This is a genomic window from Sphingomonas sp. SDUR79 (assembly GCF_056821745.1).
Genome location: NZ_JBPDIN010000001.1, coordinates 880,507 through 893,697, shown reverse-complemented (window position 1 = coordinate 893,697; position 13,191 = coordinate 880,507). Strand labels below are relative to the sequence as shown.

15 protein-coding genes and 1 tRNA gene are annotated in these 13,191 nt (G+C 65.9%); 4 read left to right on the top strand and 12 right to left on the bottom strand.

Features of this window, described 5'->3' with window-relative positions:
• Positions 1-179 precede the first annotated feature (179 nt).
• Both ACRYLO_RS04335 and ACRYLO_RS04330 read right to left on the bottom strand, forming a co-directional pair.
• Positions 180-254, bottom strand: a tRNA-Gln gene (locus ACRYLO_RS04335).
• Between the two features lie 52 nt (positions 255-306).
• Entirely contained in the window at positions 307-1,374 is a 1,068-nt protein-coding gene (locus tag ACRYLO_RS04330) for a branched-chain amino acid aminotransferase (RefSeq protein WP_482661669.1), read from the bottom strand.
• Between the two features lie 79 nt (positions 1,375-1,453).
• Between ACRYLO_RS04330 and ACRYLO_RS04325 the strand changes: the two genes are divergently transcribed.
• Complete coding sequence (locus ACRYLO_RS04325) at positions 1,454-1,939, top strand: MarR family winged helix-turn-helix transcriptional regulator (RefSeq protein WP_482659036.1); 486 nt, start codon at positions 1,454-1,456, stop codon at positions 1,937-1,939.
• Between the two features lie 32 nt (positions 1,940-1,971).
• Here the strand turns inward: ACRYLO_RS04325 and ACRYLO_RS04320 are convergent, their stop codons facing one another.
• Together ACRYLO_RS04320 and proC are read right to left on the bottom strand one after the other, a co-directional pair.
• Complete coding sequence (locus ACRYLO_RS04320) at positions 1,972-2,601, bottom strand: hemerythrin domain-containing protein (protein ID WP_482659035.1); 630 nt, start codon at positions 2,599-2,601, stop codon at positions 1,972-1,974.
• A 61-nt stretch (positions 2,602-2,662) separates the two neighbouring features.
• Complete coding sequence (gene proC, locus ACRYLO_RS04315) at positions 2,663-3,466, bottom strand: pyrroline-5-carboxylate reductase (protein WP_482659034.1); 804 nt, start codon at positions 3,464-3,466, stop codon at positions 2,663-2,665.
• 135 nt (positions 3,467-3,601) lie between these two features.
• Here proC and ACRYLO_RS04310 point away from each other — a divergent pair, with 135 nt between their 5' ends.
• Both ACRYLO_RS04310 and ACRYLO_RS04305 read left to right on the top strand, forming a co-directional pair.
• Complete coding sequence (locus ACRYLO_RS04310; protein ID WP_482659033.1) at positions 3,602-4,252, top strand: hypothetical protein; 651 nt, start codon at positions 3,602-3,604, stop codon at positions 4,250-4,252.
• Between the two features lie 132 nt (positions 4,253-4,384).
• Positions 4,385-4,648, top strand: coding sequence for a hypothetical protein (locus tag ACRYLO_RS04305; RefSeq protein WP_482659032.1), 264 nt, complete (start codon positions 4,385-4,387; stop codon positions 4,646-4,648).
• A gap of 172 nt (positions 4,649-4,820) precedes the next feature.
• On the opposite strand, the gene ACRYLO_RS04300 is transcribed toward ACRYLO_RS04305, so the two are convergent.
• From ACRYLO_RS04300 to ACRYLO_RS04275, 6 genes are all read right to left on the bottom strand, one after another.
• Positions 4,821-5,327, bottom strand: coding sequence for a type III secretion system chaperone family protein (locus tag ACRYLO_RS04300; protein ID WP_294018071.1), 507 nt, complete (start codon positions 5,325-5,327; stop codon positions 4,821-4,823).
• A gap of 109 nt (positions 5,328-5,436) precedes the next feature.
• Complete coding sequence (locus ACRYLO_RS04295; RefSeq protein WP_482659031.1) at positions 5,437-5,736, bottom strand: accessory factor UbiK family protein; 300 nt, start codon at positions 5,734-5,736, stop codon at positions 5,437-5,439.
• 120 nt (positions 5,737-5,856) lie between these two features.
• Positions 5,857-6,408 carry a TspO/MBR family protein gene (locus ACRYLO_RS04290; RefSeq protein WP_482659030.1) on the bottom strand — a complete coding sequence of 184 codons (552 nt, stop codon included), beginning with the start codon at positions 6,406-6,408 and terminating at the stop codon, positions 5,857-5,859.
• A 27-nt stretch (positions 6,409-6,435) separates the two neighbouring features.
• Positions 6,436-9,537, bottom strand: a complete 3,102-nt coding sequence (locus ACRYLO_RS04285; protein ID WP_482659029.1) for an efflux RND transporter permease subunit — start codon at positions 9,535-9,537, stop codon at positions 6,436-6,438.
• On the bottom strand, positions 9,537-10,601 hold the full coding sequence (locus tag ACRYLO_RS04280; RefSeq protein WP_482659028.1) for an efflux RND transporter periplasmic adaptor subunit: 1,065 nt from the start codon (positions 10,599-10,601) through the stop codon (positions 9,537-9,539). The genes ACRYLO_RS04285 and ACRYLO_RS04280 overlap by 1 nt, the downstream gene beginning before the upstream one ends.
• A 121-nt stretch (positions 10,602-10,722) precedes the next feature.
• On the bottom strand, positions 10,723-12,105 hold the full coding sequence (locus ACRYLO_RS04275; RefSeq protein ID WP_482659027.1) for a helix-turn-helix domain-containing protein: 1,383 nt from the start codon (positions 12,103-12,105) through the stop codon (positions 10,723-10,725).
• 180 nt (positions 12,106-12,285) lie between these two features.
• Here ACRYLO_RS04275 and ACRYLO_RS04270 point away from each other — a divergent pair, with 180 nt between their 5' ends.
• Positions 12,286-12,444, top strand: a complete 159-nt coding sequence (locus ACRYLO_RS04270; protein ID WP_186456931.1) for a hypothetical protein — start codon at positions 12,286-12,288, stop codon at positions 12,442-12,444.
• A gap of 62 nt (positions 12,445-12,506) precedes the next feature.
• Here ACRYLO_RS04270 and ACRYLO_RS04265 read toward each other — a convergent pair whose 3' ends face one another.
• Positions 12,507-12,890 carry a type II toxin-antitoxin system death-on-curing family toxin gene (locus ACRYLO_RS04265; RefSeq protein WP_482659026.1) on the bottom strand — a complete coding sequence of 128 codons (384 nt, stop codon included), beginning with the start codon at positions 12,888-12,890 and terminating at the stop codon, positions 12,507-12,509.
• 6 nt (positions 12,891-12,896) lie between these two features.
• The gene (locus ACRYLO_RS04260; protein ID WP_482659025.1) at positions 12,897-13,124 is read right to left on the bottom strand and encodes an AbrB/MazE/SpoVT family DNA-binding domain-containing protein; all 228 of its coding nucleotides are present in this window, start codon (positions 13,122-13,124) and stop codon (positions 12,897-12,899) included.
• Between the last annotated feature and the right edge of the window lie 67 nt (positions 13,125-13,191).

The window sequence follows — 13,191 nt, the reverse complement described above, 5'->3', positions numbered from 1 at the left end:
TGGCTTGCGATCGAGAGCAAGTCGGAACTGTCGCATGGGTCGAACAGATTGATCGGGGGGCGTCCGCGGGTGCTGCACGGCGATGGACCAACCCACCTCCCCGGCCAGCCGTTGCGGCGCGGTCTCTGCTCAAAAGATGCCCTTGCTTCCGCGTCTAAGGGCCGATCACGACGTCGGACTGGCTGGGGCGGCTGGATTCGAACCAGCGCATGGCGGTACCAAAAACCGCTGCCTTACCGCTTGGCTACGCCCCAACATCGCGGAAGCGACGCCCTTAGAGCGCCGCGCACCGCCTGAAAAGAGAATTTAGCCGAACCGATGCACCCAGCCATGCGGGTCCGGCGCTTCGCCGCGCTGGATCGCGGTCAGGCGCGCCTTGAGCGCCTCGGTGACCTGTCCCGGACCGCCGCTGCCGATGGTGAAGCCGCCGTCGCGGCTCTTGACCTGTCCGACCGGCGTGACCACCGCAGCAGTGCCGCAGGCGAAGGTTTCGACCAGCCGCCCGCTCTGTGCATCCGCTTCCCACTGGTCCATCGCATAGGGCTCCTCGCGCACCGTCATCCCCTGGTCGCGCGCCAGGGTGATGATCGCATCGCGGGTGATGCCGGGCAGGATCGTGCCGGTCAGCGGCGGGGTGACGATGCTGCCGTCATCGAACACGAAGAACAGGTTCATGCCGCCCAGTTCCTCGACCCAGCGCCGCTCGGCCGCGTCGAGGAACACGACCTGGTCACAGCCCTGCTTGATCGCTTCGGCCTGCGCAACCAGGCTCGCGGCATAGTTGCCGCCGCATTTGGCAGCGCCGGTCCCGCCGGGCGCAGCGCGCGTATAATGGTCGGACACCCAGATCGTCACCGCCTTGGCCCCGCTCTTGAAATAGGCGCCGGCGGGTGAAGCGATGACGAGGTAGAGATATTCGCTCGCCGGCTTGACGCCCAGGAACACCTCGCTCGCGAACATGAACGGGCGCAGATACAGCGACCCGCCCTCAACGCTCGGGATCCAGTCGCGATCGGCTTCAACCAATGCTTCAAGCGAGCCGATGAACAGATCGTCGGGCAGTTCCGGCATCGCCATGCGCTGCGCCGATTCGCGGAAGCGACGGGCATTCTCCTGCGGACGGAACAGCGCGGTGCCGCCGTCGCTCAGGCGATAGGCCTTGAGTCCCTCGAAAATCTCCTGCGCATAATGCAGCACGGCGGTCGCCGGATCGAGCATCAGCGGGCCGCGCGCGGTGATCTTCGCGTCATGCCAGCCCTTTGCATCCGACCAGCGGATCATCGCCATGTGATCGGTGAACAGCTTGCCAAATCCGGGGTCGGCGAGCAGGCGGGTTCGCGCGTTCGCGTCGACGGGAGCCGGATTGGCTTCGATCTGGAACGGCGTGCTGCTCACTTCACTCTCCTGAATTGATCGTTGCGCTGACCTAAGGCCGATGGCAAAACAGGTCAACATGGCTGTCCCAACTGCGTCCCCGCTATTCCTGCGCGAAGCCGAAATCCGGCGCGGGGTAGAGCTGCTCTATTTCGGCTACAGCCACCTTACTCGCTCGATCGATGAAGGGCTGGCGGCGCAGGGGCTGGGTCGCGCGCATCACCGTGCGATCTATTTCGTGGCGCGCCAACCGGATATCACCGTGGGCGAGTTGATCGCGTTGCTGGCGATCACCAAACAATCGCTCGGCCGCGTACTGACCGACCTGACTGAGCGCGGACTGATCGAGACGCGGCCGGGACGCGAAGACCGCCGCCAGCGCCTGTTGCGCCTGACCGCCGAGGGGGCACGGCTGGAGGCCGAACTGTTCGATGCCCTGCGCGAAAAAATGACCGCCGCCTATTCCTCGGCGGGACAGGCGGCGGTCGGGGGGTTCTGGGCAGTGCTCGAAGGCCTGATCCCCGCCGACGAGCGCAAACGGGTGTCCGATCTGGGCGGCAAATAAGCCCCTCCCCTGAAGCGGAAGGGCTTATAAGGTCACGCCACCTTGAACCCTTCGCGGTTCATTGCCTTGGTCAGGACCGCATTCTTCTCGTCCGACAGGCTGGCGCGCAGCTGCGGGAACAGGCGTTCTTCCTCGTCCTTCATATGCTCTTCCAGCTCGCCGCGCAGCTTGCGGATCGTGGCCAGAAATTGCGGGCTGGCGGCGGGCATGTTGTCGAGCTCGTAGAGGTGCTGCTTCACATAGCCGTGCTCGCTGTTGAGCTCATCGGCTTCCGCCACCTTCCCGGCTTCGCGCAGCGCCGGGTAAATCACATTTTCTTCCTCGATCGCATGCTTGGCCAGCGCATGCTTGAGCTGAGTCAGCATCAGCGTGCGGCGCGCGGTCGCGGTGTCGTCGGTCGCCTCGATCGCGTCGAGCAGCTTGAGCACCGCCTGATGCTCGGCAATCAGCCCGTCCATCCAGTCGCCTGCCAGCAAGGTCGGCGACTGCACTGCGGCCTTGCGGCCCAGCATCGCCAGCACGCCGAGCGCGGCACCGGCCGCCGTCGCGCCGGCAATCGCGCCGAAGCTGCCGCCCCAGCCGCCTTCGTCCTTGAACCGGCCCTTGCCATCGCGGGCCTGATTGTCTGCTTGGGTCGCTCTGCTCTGAGTCTTGGTCGCCATCATCGCCTCCGTGGATAGGATATTGGCGGGACAACGTTTTCAGGGGGTTGGACGTTCCGCCTCAGCCGCGCGCGGCGGCCGCCATTTCGGCGTTACGGCGCTCTGACGCTTCGAGGGTGGCGGTGAGCAGCCTGACGAGCGCGGCATCGGCGTCGAGCACGTCCAGCCCCTTGCGCGTCGAACCGGCGGGGCTGGCCACCTTGTCGGCGAGCGCAGCGGGCGTGTCGCTGGACTGGGCGGCGAGCAACGCTCCGCCCTCCACCGTTGCCAGCGCCAGCCGCAGCGCCTGATCGCCCGGAATGCCAACCGCCGCCCCCGCCTCGGCCAGCGCGTCGATAAAGCGATAAACAAAGGCCGGACCGCTGCCCGCCAGCGCGGTCACAGCGTTGAATTGCGCGACATCAACCCATTCAACCAGCCCCAACGGCGCCATCAGCGCCTGTCCCCCCGCACGCGCAGGGTCGTCGGCACTGTCGCTGTGCAGCGCCACCACGCCCTTGCCGATCTCGACCGGCAGGTTCGGCATCGCGCGGATGATCGAGCCGGCATCGAAGCGCGTCGCCAGCGCAGCCTCCTCGACCCCGGCCAGAATCGACACCAACATCCGCGCACCCGCGATCCGCGCCGCAATCTGTTCGGCGATCCCGTCGAGTTGCTGCGGCTTCACCCCCAGCATCACCGCATCGGGCAACGCGCCGTCGGGAAGCGCCCTGCCCTGCCGCACGCCTTCGGGGAGCGCGCGGTCGCTGCGGTTGAGAACGAACACATCCTCCCCCCGCACCGCGCCTGCCGCGATCCAGCGCCGCAGCATCGCCCCGGCCATATTGCCGCATCCGATCAGCCACAGGGTCTTGGGGGTCGTCATTGCCACAGCTCCATTACGCCCCTTCGCCCGTCGAAGAAGCGTGGCGGGGCGTCAAGCCCAATCGCCGCGCATAGCGAGTTGACCCCGCCTGCCGCGCGGGTAGGTTTCGCATCCGCAACTTTTTTGGGGGATTGAATGGCATATTGGCAGGGTCTGGTGACGGGTGCAGCGGTAGCGATCGCGGCGGTGACGCTGGTGGCGGCGACGAAGCCGCAGAAATTCGGGACGATCGACGTCGAGCGGATCAATGTCCGCGAACCCGACGGCACACTGCGGCTGGTGATTGCCAGCAAGGGCCGCTTTCCCGGCGCATTCTACAAGGGCGAGGAGATCGCCCGCCCCGACCGCGCCTTTGCCGCCGGCATGTTGTTCATGAACGACGAAGGGACCGAGAATGGCGGTCTGATCTGGGCCGGCAAGAAGGACGGCGACAAGGTCAATGCGGGGGCGAGCCTGACCTTCGACCGCTATGAAAATGACCAAACCGTGCAGATCGTCCAGACCGACAATGGCAGCCGCGACAGCGCCGCGCTGATCATCTCCGATCGCGGTGCCGAGAGCATGTTCACCAAGGCCGAGGGCAAGGCCGCGATCCGCCCCGATGCGTCGAAGGGTGCGGGCCGCCTGTTCGTCGGCAAATCGCGCGACAAGGCGTCGGTGGTGATGCTGCAGGACGCGAGCGGCAAGCCCCGCCTGATGCTCAAGGTCGCGCCCGACGGCGGCGCGGCAATCGACTTCCTCGACGACACGGGCAAGGTGGTGAAGACAATCGGGCCGGAGGGGTAAGGGGTGCCGGGCGCGCTGGAGACGGTGTGCCCGGTATTATCCACTACGGTAAACGCATAAAGCGGAACGGCGGCACACGCCCCCGTTGCGGACCTTCGCTGATGAACGCATCATGATACCCGGCGGACAGGGATGATCATGATAGATATGGTGGGAATTGCCGCATTCGCCCTGGGCTGCATCGCCGGCTTTGTATTTCGGTGTCTGACCTACGCGATTGCCGCTGCCACGGTTCTCGGCTTCGGAATGGCAATCGCCTATTATCTTTGGCTAGGTGCAGATCCAACACGCGGCGATGCACTCGCAGGCGTCGGCTATTTCATAGCCTTTGCTGTGCCTTTGAGCGGGTGCGCGCTGGGCTGGCTGGCAAGTCGCTTCAAGCGCAAACACAGATGATGTAGCTGCAAATTATCGGCAGCTTTCCAGCCAATTTAAGCCGTTTGGCCATCGCGGGCAGAGCCTTGAAACGACCGGCTGCCAAGGCTTGACGTCGCCCCACCCCCGTAGCCGGTCGAAAAAGCCTTGGCCCGGCTCGATCCCGGGGCGACGCGGCGGTTGTCGGAGTGGCCTACGCCTCGCCCTGCGTGTCGATCAGCGCGGCGGCGATCGCTTCCTTCGGCGTCTTTCCGCCCCACAGGACGAACTGGAACACCGGGTAGAAGCGCTCGCATTCGTCGATCGCGCTTTCGACCAGCAATTCGGTGTGCTGCAGCGTGATCGACGCGCCGTCGTCGCCGGGGATCATCGCAGCGTGGCGGTAGAGCAGGATGCCGCTCGACGACCACAATTCGAAATGGCCGACCCAGAGCTGTTCGTTGACGAGGCCAATCGTCTCGTAGATCGCGCCGCGCCGCTCGTCAGGGATGCGGACATCCGGGAACGCCAGAAACTGCAGCACCCCGTCATCCTCGCGCCAGATCGCGCGCAGTTCGTACTCGGTCCAGCTGCCCTTTACCTTGGCAACGACCTCATCCTCTTCGCGCGTATGGCTCCAGCCATGCGCAGCGAAGTAGCTTTCCAGCATGTCGATCGGCGCGGCATCGTCGTCGCGCTCATATTCGCTCTCATCGAGCATTCCGGTCGTCCTCCGCCCGGCCCTTGCCTGGCGCAGTTGGTGCCAATCCTCGCCGCGCTGCACAAGCAGTTAGCGTAAACGCGGCGGAAATAGATGTGGAAAAACGGGTTTAGAGGCCCGCCCCCGGCCTTCTGGGCTTCGCGGTCTTGGCAGCGGCAGGAGCGTCGGCAAGCTTCGCCTCCAACGCCTCGATCCGCGCACGCAGTGCGTCATTCTCGTCGCGCGCAGCGACCGCCATCGCCTTCACCGCCTCAAACTCGTCGCGCGCCACGAAATCCATGCCGCCGACAAAGCTCTTGAACCGCTCGCGCGCGGCGCTCTCGCCCTCACGCGCCATGCCGGCCATCGTGCCGGCTGCGCCGTTCACGAACTTCACGAAATCGTCGAAAATGCGGTTGTCGCTCTGCATATTTTTGCTCCTGGACGGTGCCAGCCCGCTCCCCCACCCGGCCACCCATATCATGCTACCGCTGGGTGGCCGGGTGGGGGAGCGGGCTGGCACCGCGCGTTCAGCGCAGCTGAACCAAATTCAAATACTCATCTGGGGCGCCGACTGCGCCGGGACAAGGGTTGCCGCATTGGGGTTGAGCTGATCGATCTGGAAACACAGCCATCCGGCAAAGCACAGCCAGCCAAGATAGGGCAGCATCAGGATCGCTGCGCCCACCCGGATGCGCGCGAACATCACCGTCGTGGCGAGCGCCAGCACCAGGATCACGCCGATCAGCACGAATGCCCAGAATGGCTGATGCATGCCAAAGAACAAGGGCGACCAGGCGAGGTTCGCGCCCATCTGCACCGCGAACAACACCAGCGCCGGGCCGCGCAGCTTCGATCCGCGCGCGTTGATGATCATCGCCAGCGCCAGGCCCATCAGCACATAAATGACCGCCCATGCCACGGGAAAGGCCCAGTCCGGCGGGGTCTGCGCCGGCTTTTCGAGCATCTGGTACCAGGGATTGTCGGCCCCGGTCGGTGCGATGCGGGCCGAGGTGAAGCCGAGCAGCAGGATGAACGGAACGGTGACGATCGCCCAGCGCAGGAACGCCAGCCGCAATTGCCCCTTGGACGCAATCTCCATTCCCCGCTCCCCGTTCTTGTAGCCGCCCTATTCGGCCGGTTGCGGCGATGCCATCGCCGCGTCAAGCTCCCGGCTCACCGCTTGGGGCGAACCAGTCCACTTGGCAAGCCTGCTATAGAGGATCGGGATCAGGAACAAGGTGATGAGCGTCGCCAGCATGACCCCGAACACGATCACCACGCCGATCGCCGACCGCGCGCCCGCCCCCGCCCCGCTCGCGATCATCAGCGGCACCGCGCCCGCCGCCGTCGCGATCGACGTCATCAGGATTGCGCGCAGACGCCTGGCAGCGGCGAGGCGGATCGCCTCGGCAATCTCCTTGCCCTCATCGCGGAGCTGGTTGGCGAATTCGACGATCAGGATGCCGTTCTTGGCCGCGAGGCCGACCAGCATGACGATGCCGATCTGACTGTACAGGTTCAACGTTTTGCCAAAGAAGAACAGCCCCAGCATCCCGCCCGCGACCGCCAGCGGCACGGTCATGATGATCACGCCGGGGTGCACGAAGCTTTCGAACTGCGCGGCAAGCAGCAGGTAGATGATCAGGATGGTCAACCCGAACACCAGCAGGATCGACCCACCAGTTTCGACGAACGCCTGGCTCTCGCCGCGATAGCCGACCGCCATCACTTCGGGCGATTGCGCCGCCTGTTCCTGCAGGAAGGTCAGCGCTTCGCCCAGCGAATAGCCCGGCGCGACGGCACCCGACAGGGTGATCGCGCGCAGCTTGTTATAGCGGCCAAGGTCGCGGGGACCGGACACTTCGCGCGTAGTGACAAGGTTGGACAGCGGCACCAGCGCCCCGTCGCGCGCGCGCACCTGGATCTGGGCGAGGTTGGCTAGGGTCGAGCGGTTCTCCGCATCCGCCTGAACGATCACGCGATATTCCTCGCCGCGGTCGAGATAGGTCGAGACGCGGCGCGAGCCGAGCAGGGTCTGCAACGCCTGGCTGACATCGTTGACCGATACGCCAAGGTCGCCGGCGCGCGTCGTATCGACCTCGATCCGCATCTGCGGCTTGGTTTCCTTGTAATCGGAATCGAGGTTGATGATGCCGGGATTGGCGGCGGCGGCGGCGAGGATACGGTCGCGCGCGGCGGCCAGCCCTTCATAGGTGTTGCCCGCCAGCACGAAGTTGATCGGCTGTCCGCGCCCACGCCCCAGCGCCGAGCGGACCTGCGCATTGCCGCGCACCGCCGGTTCGTCGGCAAGGATGCGATTGATCTGCTGGGCGATGTCCTGCGTCGATTTCTCGCGATCTTCCCAGGGTTTCAGGAACACGATGAACGCGCCGCTGTTGAAATCATCGCTCGCGCCGAACCCGCCGGGGGTCCGCGTGATGATCGTGCGCACCGTGCCCTCGTCCACCAGCGGCAGCAGCTTGCCCTGCACGCCAAGCATATAGGCGTCCATCTGGTCGAAGCCGGTGCCTTCGGGCGCGCTGACCTGAACCTGCGCGATGCCCTGATCCTCGGGCGGCACCAGCTCGGACTGCAATGTCATGAAGGCCGCGCCGGCGGCGAACAGGAATGCCAGCACACCGGTCAGCGGCAGCAGCGGTTTGGTAATCGCGCGGCCGAGCCAGCGGCCATAGACATTCTCGAGCTTGCGGAACTGGTCGTCGACCCAGCCGGTGAACCGCCCGCGCTTCTCCTGCTTCAGCATTTTGGAGCACAGCATCGGCGTCAGGCTGAGCGCGAGGAAGCCGGAAAAGGCGACCGCGCCGATCATCGCCACCGCCAGTTCGCGGAACAACAAGCCGGTCTGACCGGACAGGAAACAGATCGGCACGAACACCGCGCACACGACCAACGTCGTCGAAATCACCGCGAATCCGACCTGCCGCGTCCCCTGGAACGCCGCAACCAGCGGGGTCTCCCCCTCCTCGATCCGGTGATAGACATTCTCCAGCACCACGATCGCGTCATCGACCACCAGGCCGATTGCGAGCACCAGCGCCAGCAGGGTCAGCAGGTTGATCGAAAAGCCGAACAGCCACAGCACCGCACAAGCGCCGAGCAGGCAGATCGGCACTGTCACCGCCGGGATCAGCGTCGCCCGCCACGACCCCAGGAACAGAAAGATCACCAGTACCACCAGGATCGCCGCCTCGGCCAGCGTCTGCCACACCTTGTCGATTGCACGGCCGATGAACAGCGAATCGTCCGACCCGACGGTGATCGTCATCCCCTCAGGCAGGTCGGGCTTCATTGCCTCGGCAGCGTCCTTGGCGGCCTGCGCGACCTGCAGCGTGTTGGCGCCCGACTGACGCACAACGCCCAGGCCCACCGCCGACTGACCATTCATGCGGAATGCGCTATACGGGTTCTCGGCATCCACCTCGACCCGCGCGACATCGCCCAGCCGGACGAGATAGCCGTCCTCGCCGCGCCCGACGACCAGCCCCGCAAAGCTTTCCGGACTCCCGAACGGCCGTTCGACGCGCAGCGTGCGGTTCTGTTGCTGCGCCTCGAGCCGCCCGGCGGGCAGCTCCACATTCTGGCTGCGCAGCGCGGTTTCGATATTCGCGGGGGTCAGGCCGAATGCGGCGAGCTTGCTCGCGTCGAGCCAGATGCGCATCGATGGCCGCGCTTCACCGCCCACAAACACGCGCGCCACACCGTCGATCGTGCTGAACCGGTCGACGAGATTGCGGTCGACATAGTCGGACAGTTCGAGCCGCGACCAGCCGGGGCGCGAAATGACGAGGAACAGGATCGGCGAGCTGTCGGCATCGACCTTGCGCACTTCGGGGGCCAGCGCCTCTTCGGGCAGGTCCTCGGCGACGCTGCCGATGCGGTCGCGCACGTCGTTGGCGGCGGAATCGATATCGCGACCCGCGCGGAACTCGATCGACACGTCCGACACGCCGTCGCGCGACCGTGAGGTAATCGTTTCGATTCCCTCGATGCCCGACAGCGCCTCTTCGATCGGCTGGGTAATCCGCGCCTCGATCACGCTGGCGGCGGCGCCGGTATAGGCGGTTTCGACCGACACGACCGGCGGATCGGTGTCGGGATATTCGCGGACGGACAGGCTCAGAAACCCGACCACGCCGATAATCGCCAGCAGGATCGCCAGCACCGCGGCGAAGACGGGCCGCCGGACGGAGAGGTCGGACAGCTGCATCAGTTACCCTTGGCCTGGCCGCCAGCCTTGGGGGCCGCATTGCCGGGTCCGGCGGTGCGCACCTGCTGCCCCTCGGCGATCTTGACCACGCCTTCGGTTACGACGCGCTGACCAGGCTTCAGGCCCTGCGTCACCTCGACCAGACCGTTCTGACGCAGCCCGGTGCGAATCTGCACACGCTTCGCCTTGCCATTCTCGATGATGAAGACAAAGCTCTGCTCGCCCTCGCCCACCACCGCCAGCTCGGGAACGGCGGCGGCGGTCCGGGCCTGGGATTCGATGCTGACGGTCAGCAGCATCCCGGGCTTGAGCTTGCGGTCGCCATTGGCGAGCACGGCGCGCACGGTGGCGGCGCGGGTTTGCGGGTTCAGCACCGGGTCGATCGTGGCGACCGTGCCGCGGAACGGCTGGTCGGGATAGGCGGCGGCAACCGCGACGATCGGCTGACCGGGCTCCAATTGTGCCAGCAACGTCTCGGGCACGGTGAAATCGAGCTTGATCCGGCTGACGTCGCTGACCGTCGCAATCTCGGTCCCTGCGCTCACCACCGCCCCTGCGGAAATGTTGCGCAGCGACACCCAGCCGGCAAATGGCGCGCGCACCACGCGATCGCCGATCGATGCCCGGGCTTCCGCCGCCTGCGCCCCGGCCTGGCTGGCCAGCGCCTGCTGCGCATCGACCGCGCTGCGCGTCGCAAAGCCCCGGTTCTTGAGCTCCTCCAGCCGGTCGAGCTGCTGCTGCGCCTCGCGCGCCCGCGCACTCGCCTGCGCCAGCTGTGCAGTCTCCTGACCCTGCGCCAGAACCGCAATCACCTGGCCCCGGCTGACATAGGCGCCATCCTCGAAATTGAGGCGCAGGATGCGTTCGGTAACCGGCGCGGTCAGCGTCACCTGTTCATTGGCGCGCGCGGTTCCGACCGCGTCGATCCGTTCGACGAAGCGCGCCGACTGGACCGCGCCCAGCGTCACCAGCGGCGGCTCACGGCCCTTTTTCTGCGCGGCGTCGCCGCCGCCGCAGGAAGCCAGAGCCGCAGCCGCAGCCGTCAGAACAAGAATCATTCGCATGGGGAGCGCGCTACACCAACCGGGGGGAACATCAACTATTCCAACCAACTTGTCGCAAAAGTGTGTCAGACTTTATTGCACTCGCCAAGAAACGCTGTGTTTCCAATCGGAACGAAGCGGCTCAGTCTCCCGCAAACCCGAAGGGCGACACACCCGCCTCGCGTTCGTTGACCAGCATCGCACGCCCCGTTGGCGGCGCACTGCGCTGCGGACATTCGCGGGTGCAGGCGCGGCAGCCCAGGCCCACCGGCACCGCCTCTCCGCCAAAATCCAGCCCGCGCGCCGCAGCCAGCCCCGTCGCCGCCTCTGCCGCCAGGCCGAGCGTCACCACGAAGCGCGCACGCACCGCCCCCGCCCAGCCGCCGGGCGGAGCGACGCAGCGCGAGCTGGTGAACCAGCGCGAGCCGTCTTCCAGCTGGACCAGCTGGACGATCCGCTCGTCGGGCCGCGCAAAGGCGGCGTAGGCGTCTAGCAACGGGCACGGCACGGCGGATTCCACCAGCGGCGATCCGCTCGCTCCGGCAAAACGCTTCGACACCTGCCCCGCCCGGTCGATCCGCAGCATGAAGAAGGGCAGGCCGCGCGCGCCGACGCGCTGCAATGTGGTCAACCGGTGCGCCACCTGCTCCGCGCTCGCCCCGAAACGGCGGCGCAGCAGTTCGAGGTCGTATCCGGTCGCCTCGCACGCGCGCAGGAAGCGGGCATAGGGCATCATCACCGCCGCCGCGAAATAACCGGCGAGGTGGCGGCGATACAGCCGCTCGGCGACGCGGTCGGCAAAGCCCGCGCCACGCACCAGCCCCTCGATCTCGGCCCGCGCCTCGCTCGCCAGCTGGCGGGCGAGGGCGAAGACGCGGCTCGGCGGATCGAGCGCTTCGGACAATTGCAGCTGGCGCGCATGCAGGTCGAGCCGCACGCGCAATCCGGCCAGCACCTCGATCGGCAGGACGCGGATCGACAGCTGGTGCTTGACCCGCAGCCGCTCGGCCATCGCACCGAACGGGTCGCTCGATGCGATCCGCAGCTCGTCGGCGAGCGTTTCGGCGGCAGCGTCAAGATCGGCGAAATGGTTGCGCCAGCGTTCGACCTCGCGCCGCACCGCCGCGCCGGGATCTTCGGCGTCCCCGGTCGCCACCGTTCCGCCCGCCCCGATCCGGTCATAGGCGCGCGCAAACGCCTCCGCCCCGCCGGGTGCGCCCGCGAGCCATTCGGTCAGCTCGCTGCGATCGATCTCGATATCGGCGAACAGCGGGTCGGCCAGCCGCCGCCGCATCGCCTCCTCGCCCCCACCCGGCTCCCCCGCTGCCAGCGTGCGCGGGTCAAAGTCGAACACCTGCGCAAGGCTCAGCATCAGCGTCGCTGACAGCGGCCGCTGGTTGCGCTCGACCAAATTGAGATAGCTGGCGGACACCCCCAGCATCTCGGCCATCGCCGCCTGAGTCAGCCCCTGCCCGCGCCGCAGCCGGCGAACCGCATGCCCGGCAAACAATTTGCGCTCAGCCATGTCCTACAGCCCTTGTTCCTGCTATGTTCGACTCAATCAGCCCGTGTCAATTATTTACATAACATCCACTCGGCTGTCATGCTCAGACTACACCATGACCGCGCTGACAGCCTATTAAAATTGTCAGCATCGCCATTCGAGAGTCATACAGAATGCACGACAGTTTACAGGAGCAAGCTGATGAAGACCCCCGAACCCGCGACTGCCCGCCCGGTCTTCTCGACCGCCGACTTCGCCCTGCTCAAGGAAGCGGTGGCCGATTACACCCGCAAGATCGCCGACGATCCCCGCTCGGTCCAGTTCGCCAACCTCTATCACCGCCTCGGCCGCCTCGGCTGACGCGGCACCGCCTTCCTGGGGAGGAACGATGCCCGCCGGGCTGGTCCCGGCGGGTGTTTGGCTTAGGGGTGGTGGTGACTGCGCAGCCAAGCGGCCAACGCATCCTCGCTCAACTCGCCAGCGGCAAGGGCCAGCATCGTGCGGATCGCATCGGCCTTGTCGAAGGCGATGGCGATATTGTTCAGCTTCAGGAAGAGCCGCGCCATGACCCATGCCGTGCGCTTGTTGCCATCGGCAAAGGGATGATTGCGCACAATACCATAGCCATAGGCCGCTGCCAGCACGAAGGGATCGTCCTCGCCATACGCGAGTTTGTGCAAGGGCCGGGCAATTGCAGATTCGAGCAACCCGTCATCCTTGACGCCGACCAACCCGCCATGCTCGGCAAGCTGCCGGTCATGAACCGCCCGCGCGATATGAGCATCGAGGAACCGAAACTGAGCCATGGCTACTTAACGCGCCAGCACAGCCAGAATATCGCGATCCTCGCGCATAATTTCTTCCGCCAACGCCATTGCCTCAGCGAGATCAGGATTGTTCGCCGACAGCGCGAATCCGCCCGGCGCCTCGCTCAAAAACACCTCATCCCCCTGCCCCACCCTCAGGCGCGCAAGCACGTCCTTGGGCAGAATTACGCCGGTGGAATTCCCGATCTTGATGAGCTTGAGCGGCTTGTTCATACGAATGTTCTAACATATTTTCCGGTGACGGCCAAGTTTCGCTTTGCTAACCCACAATTCGAAAACA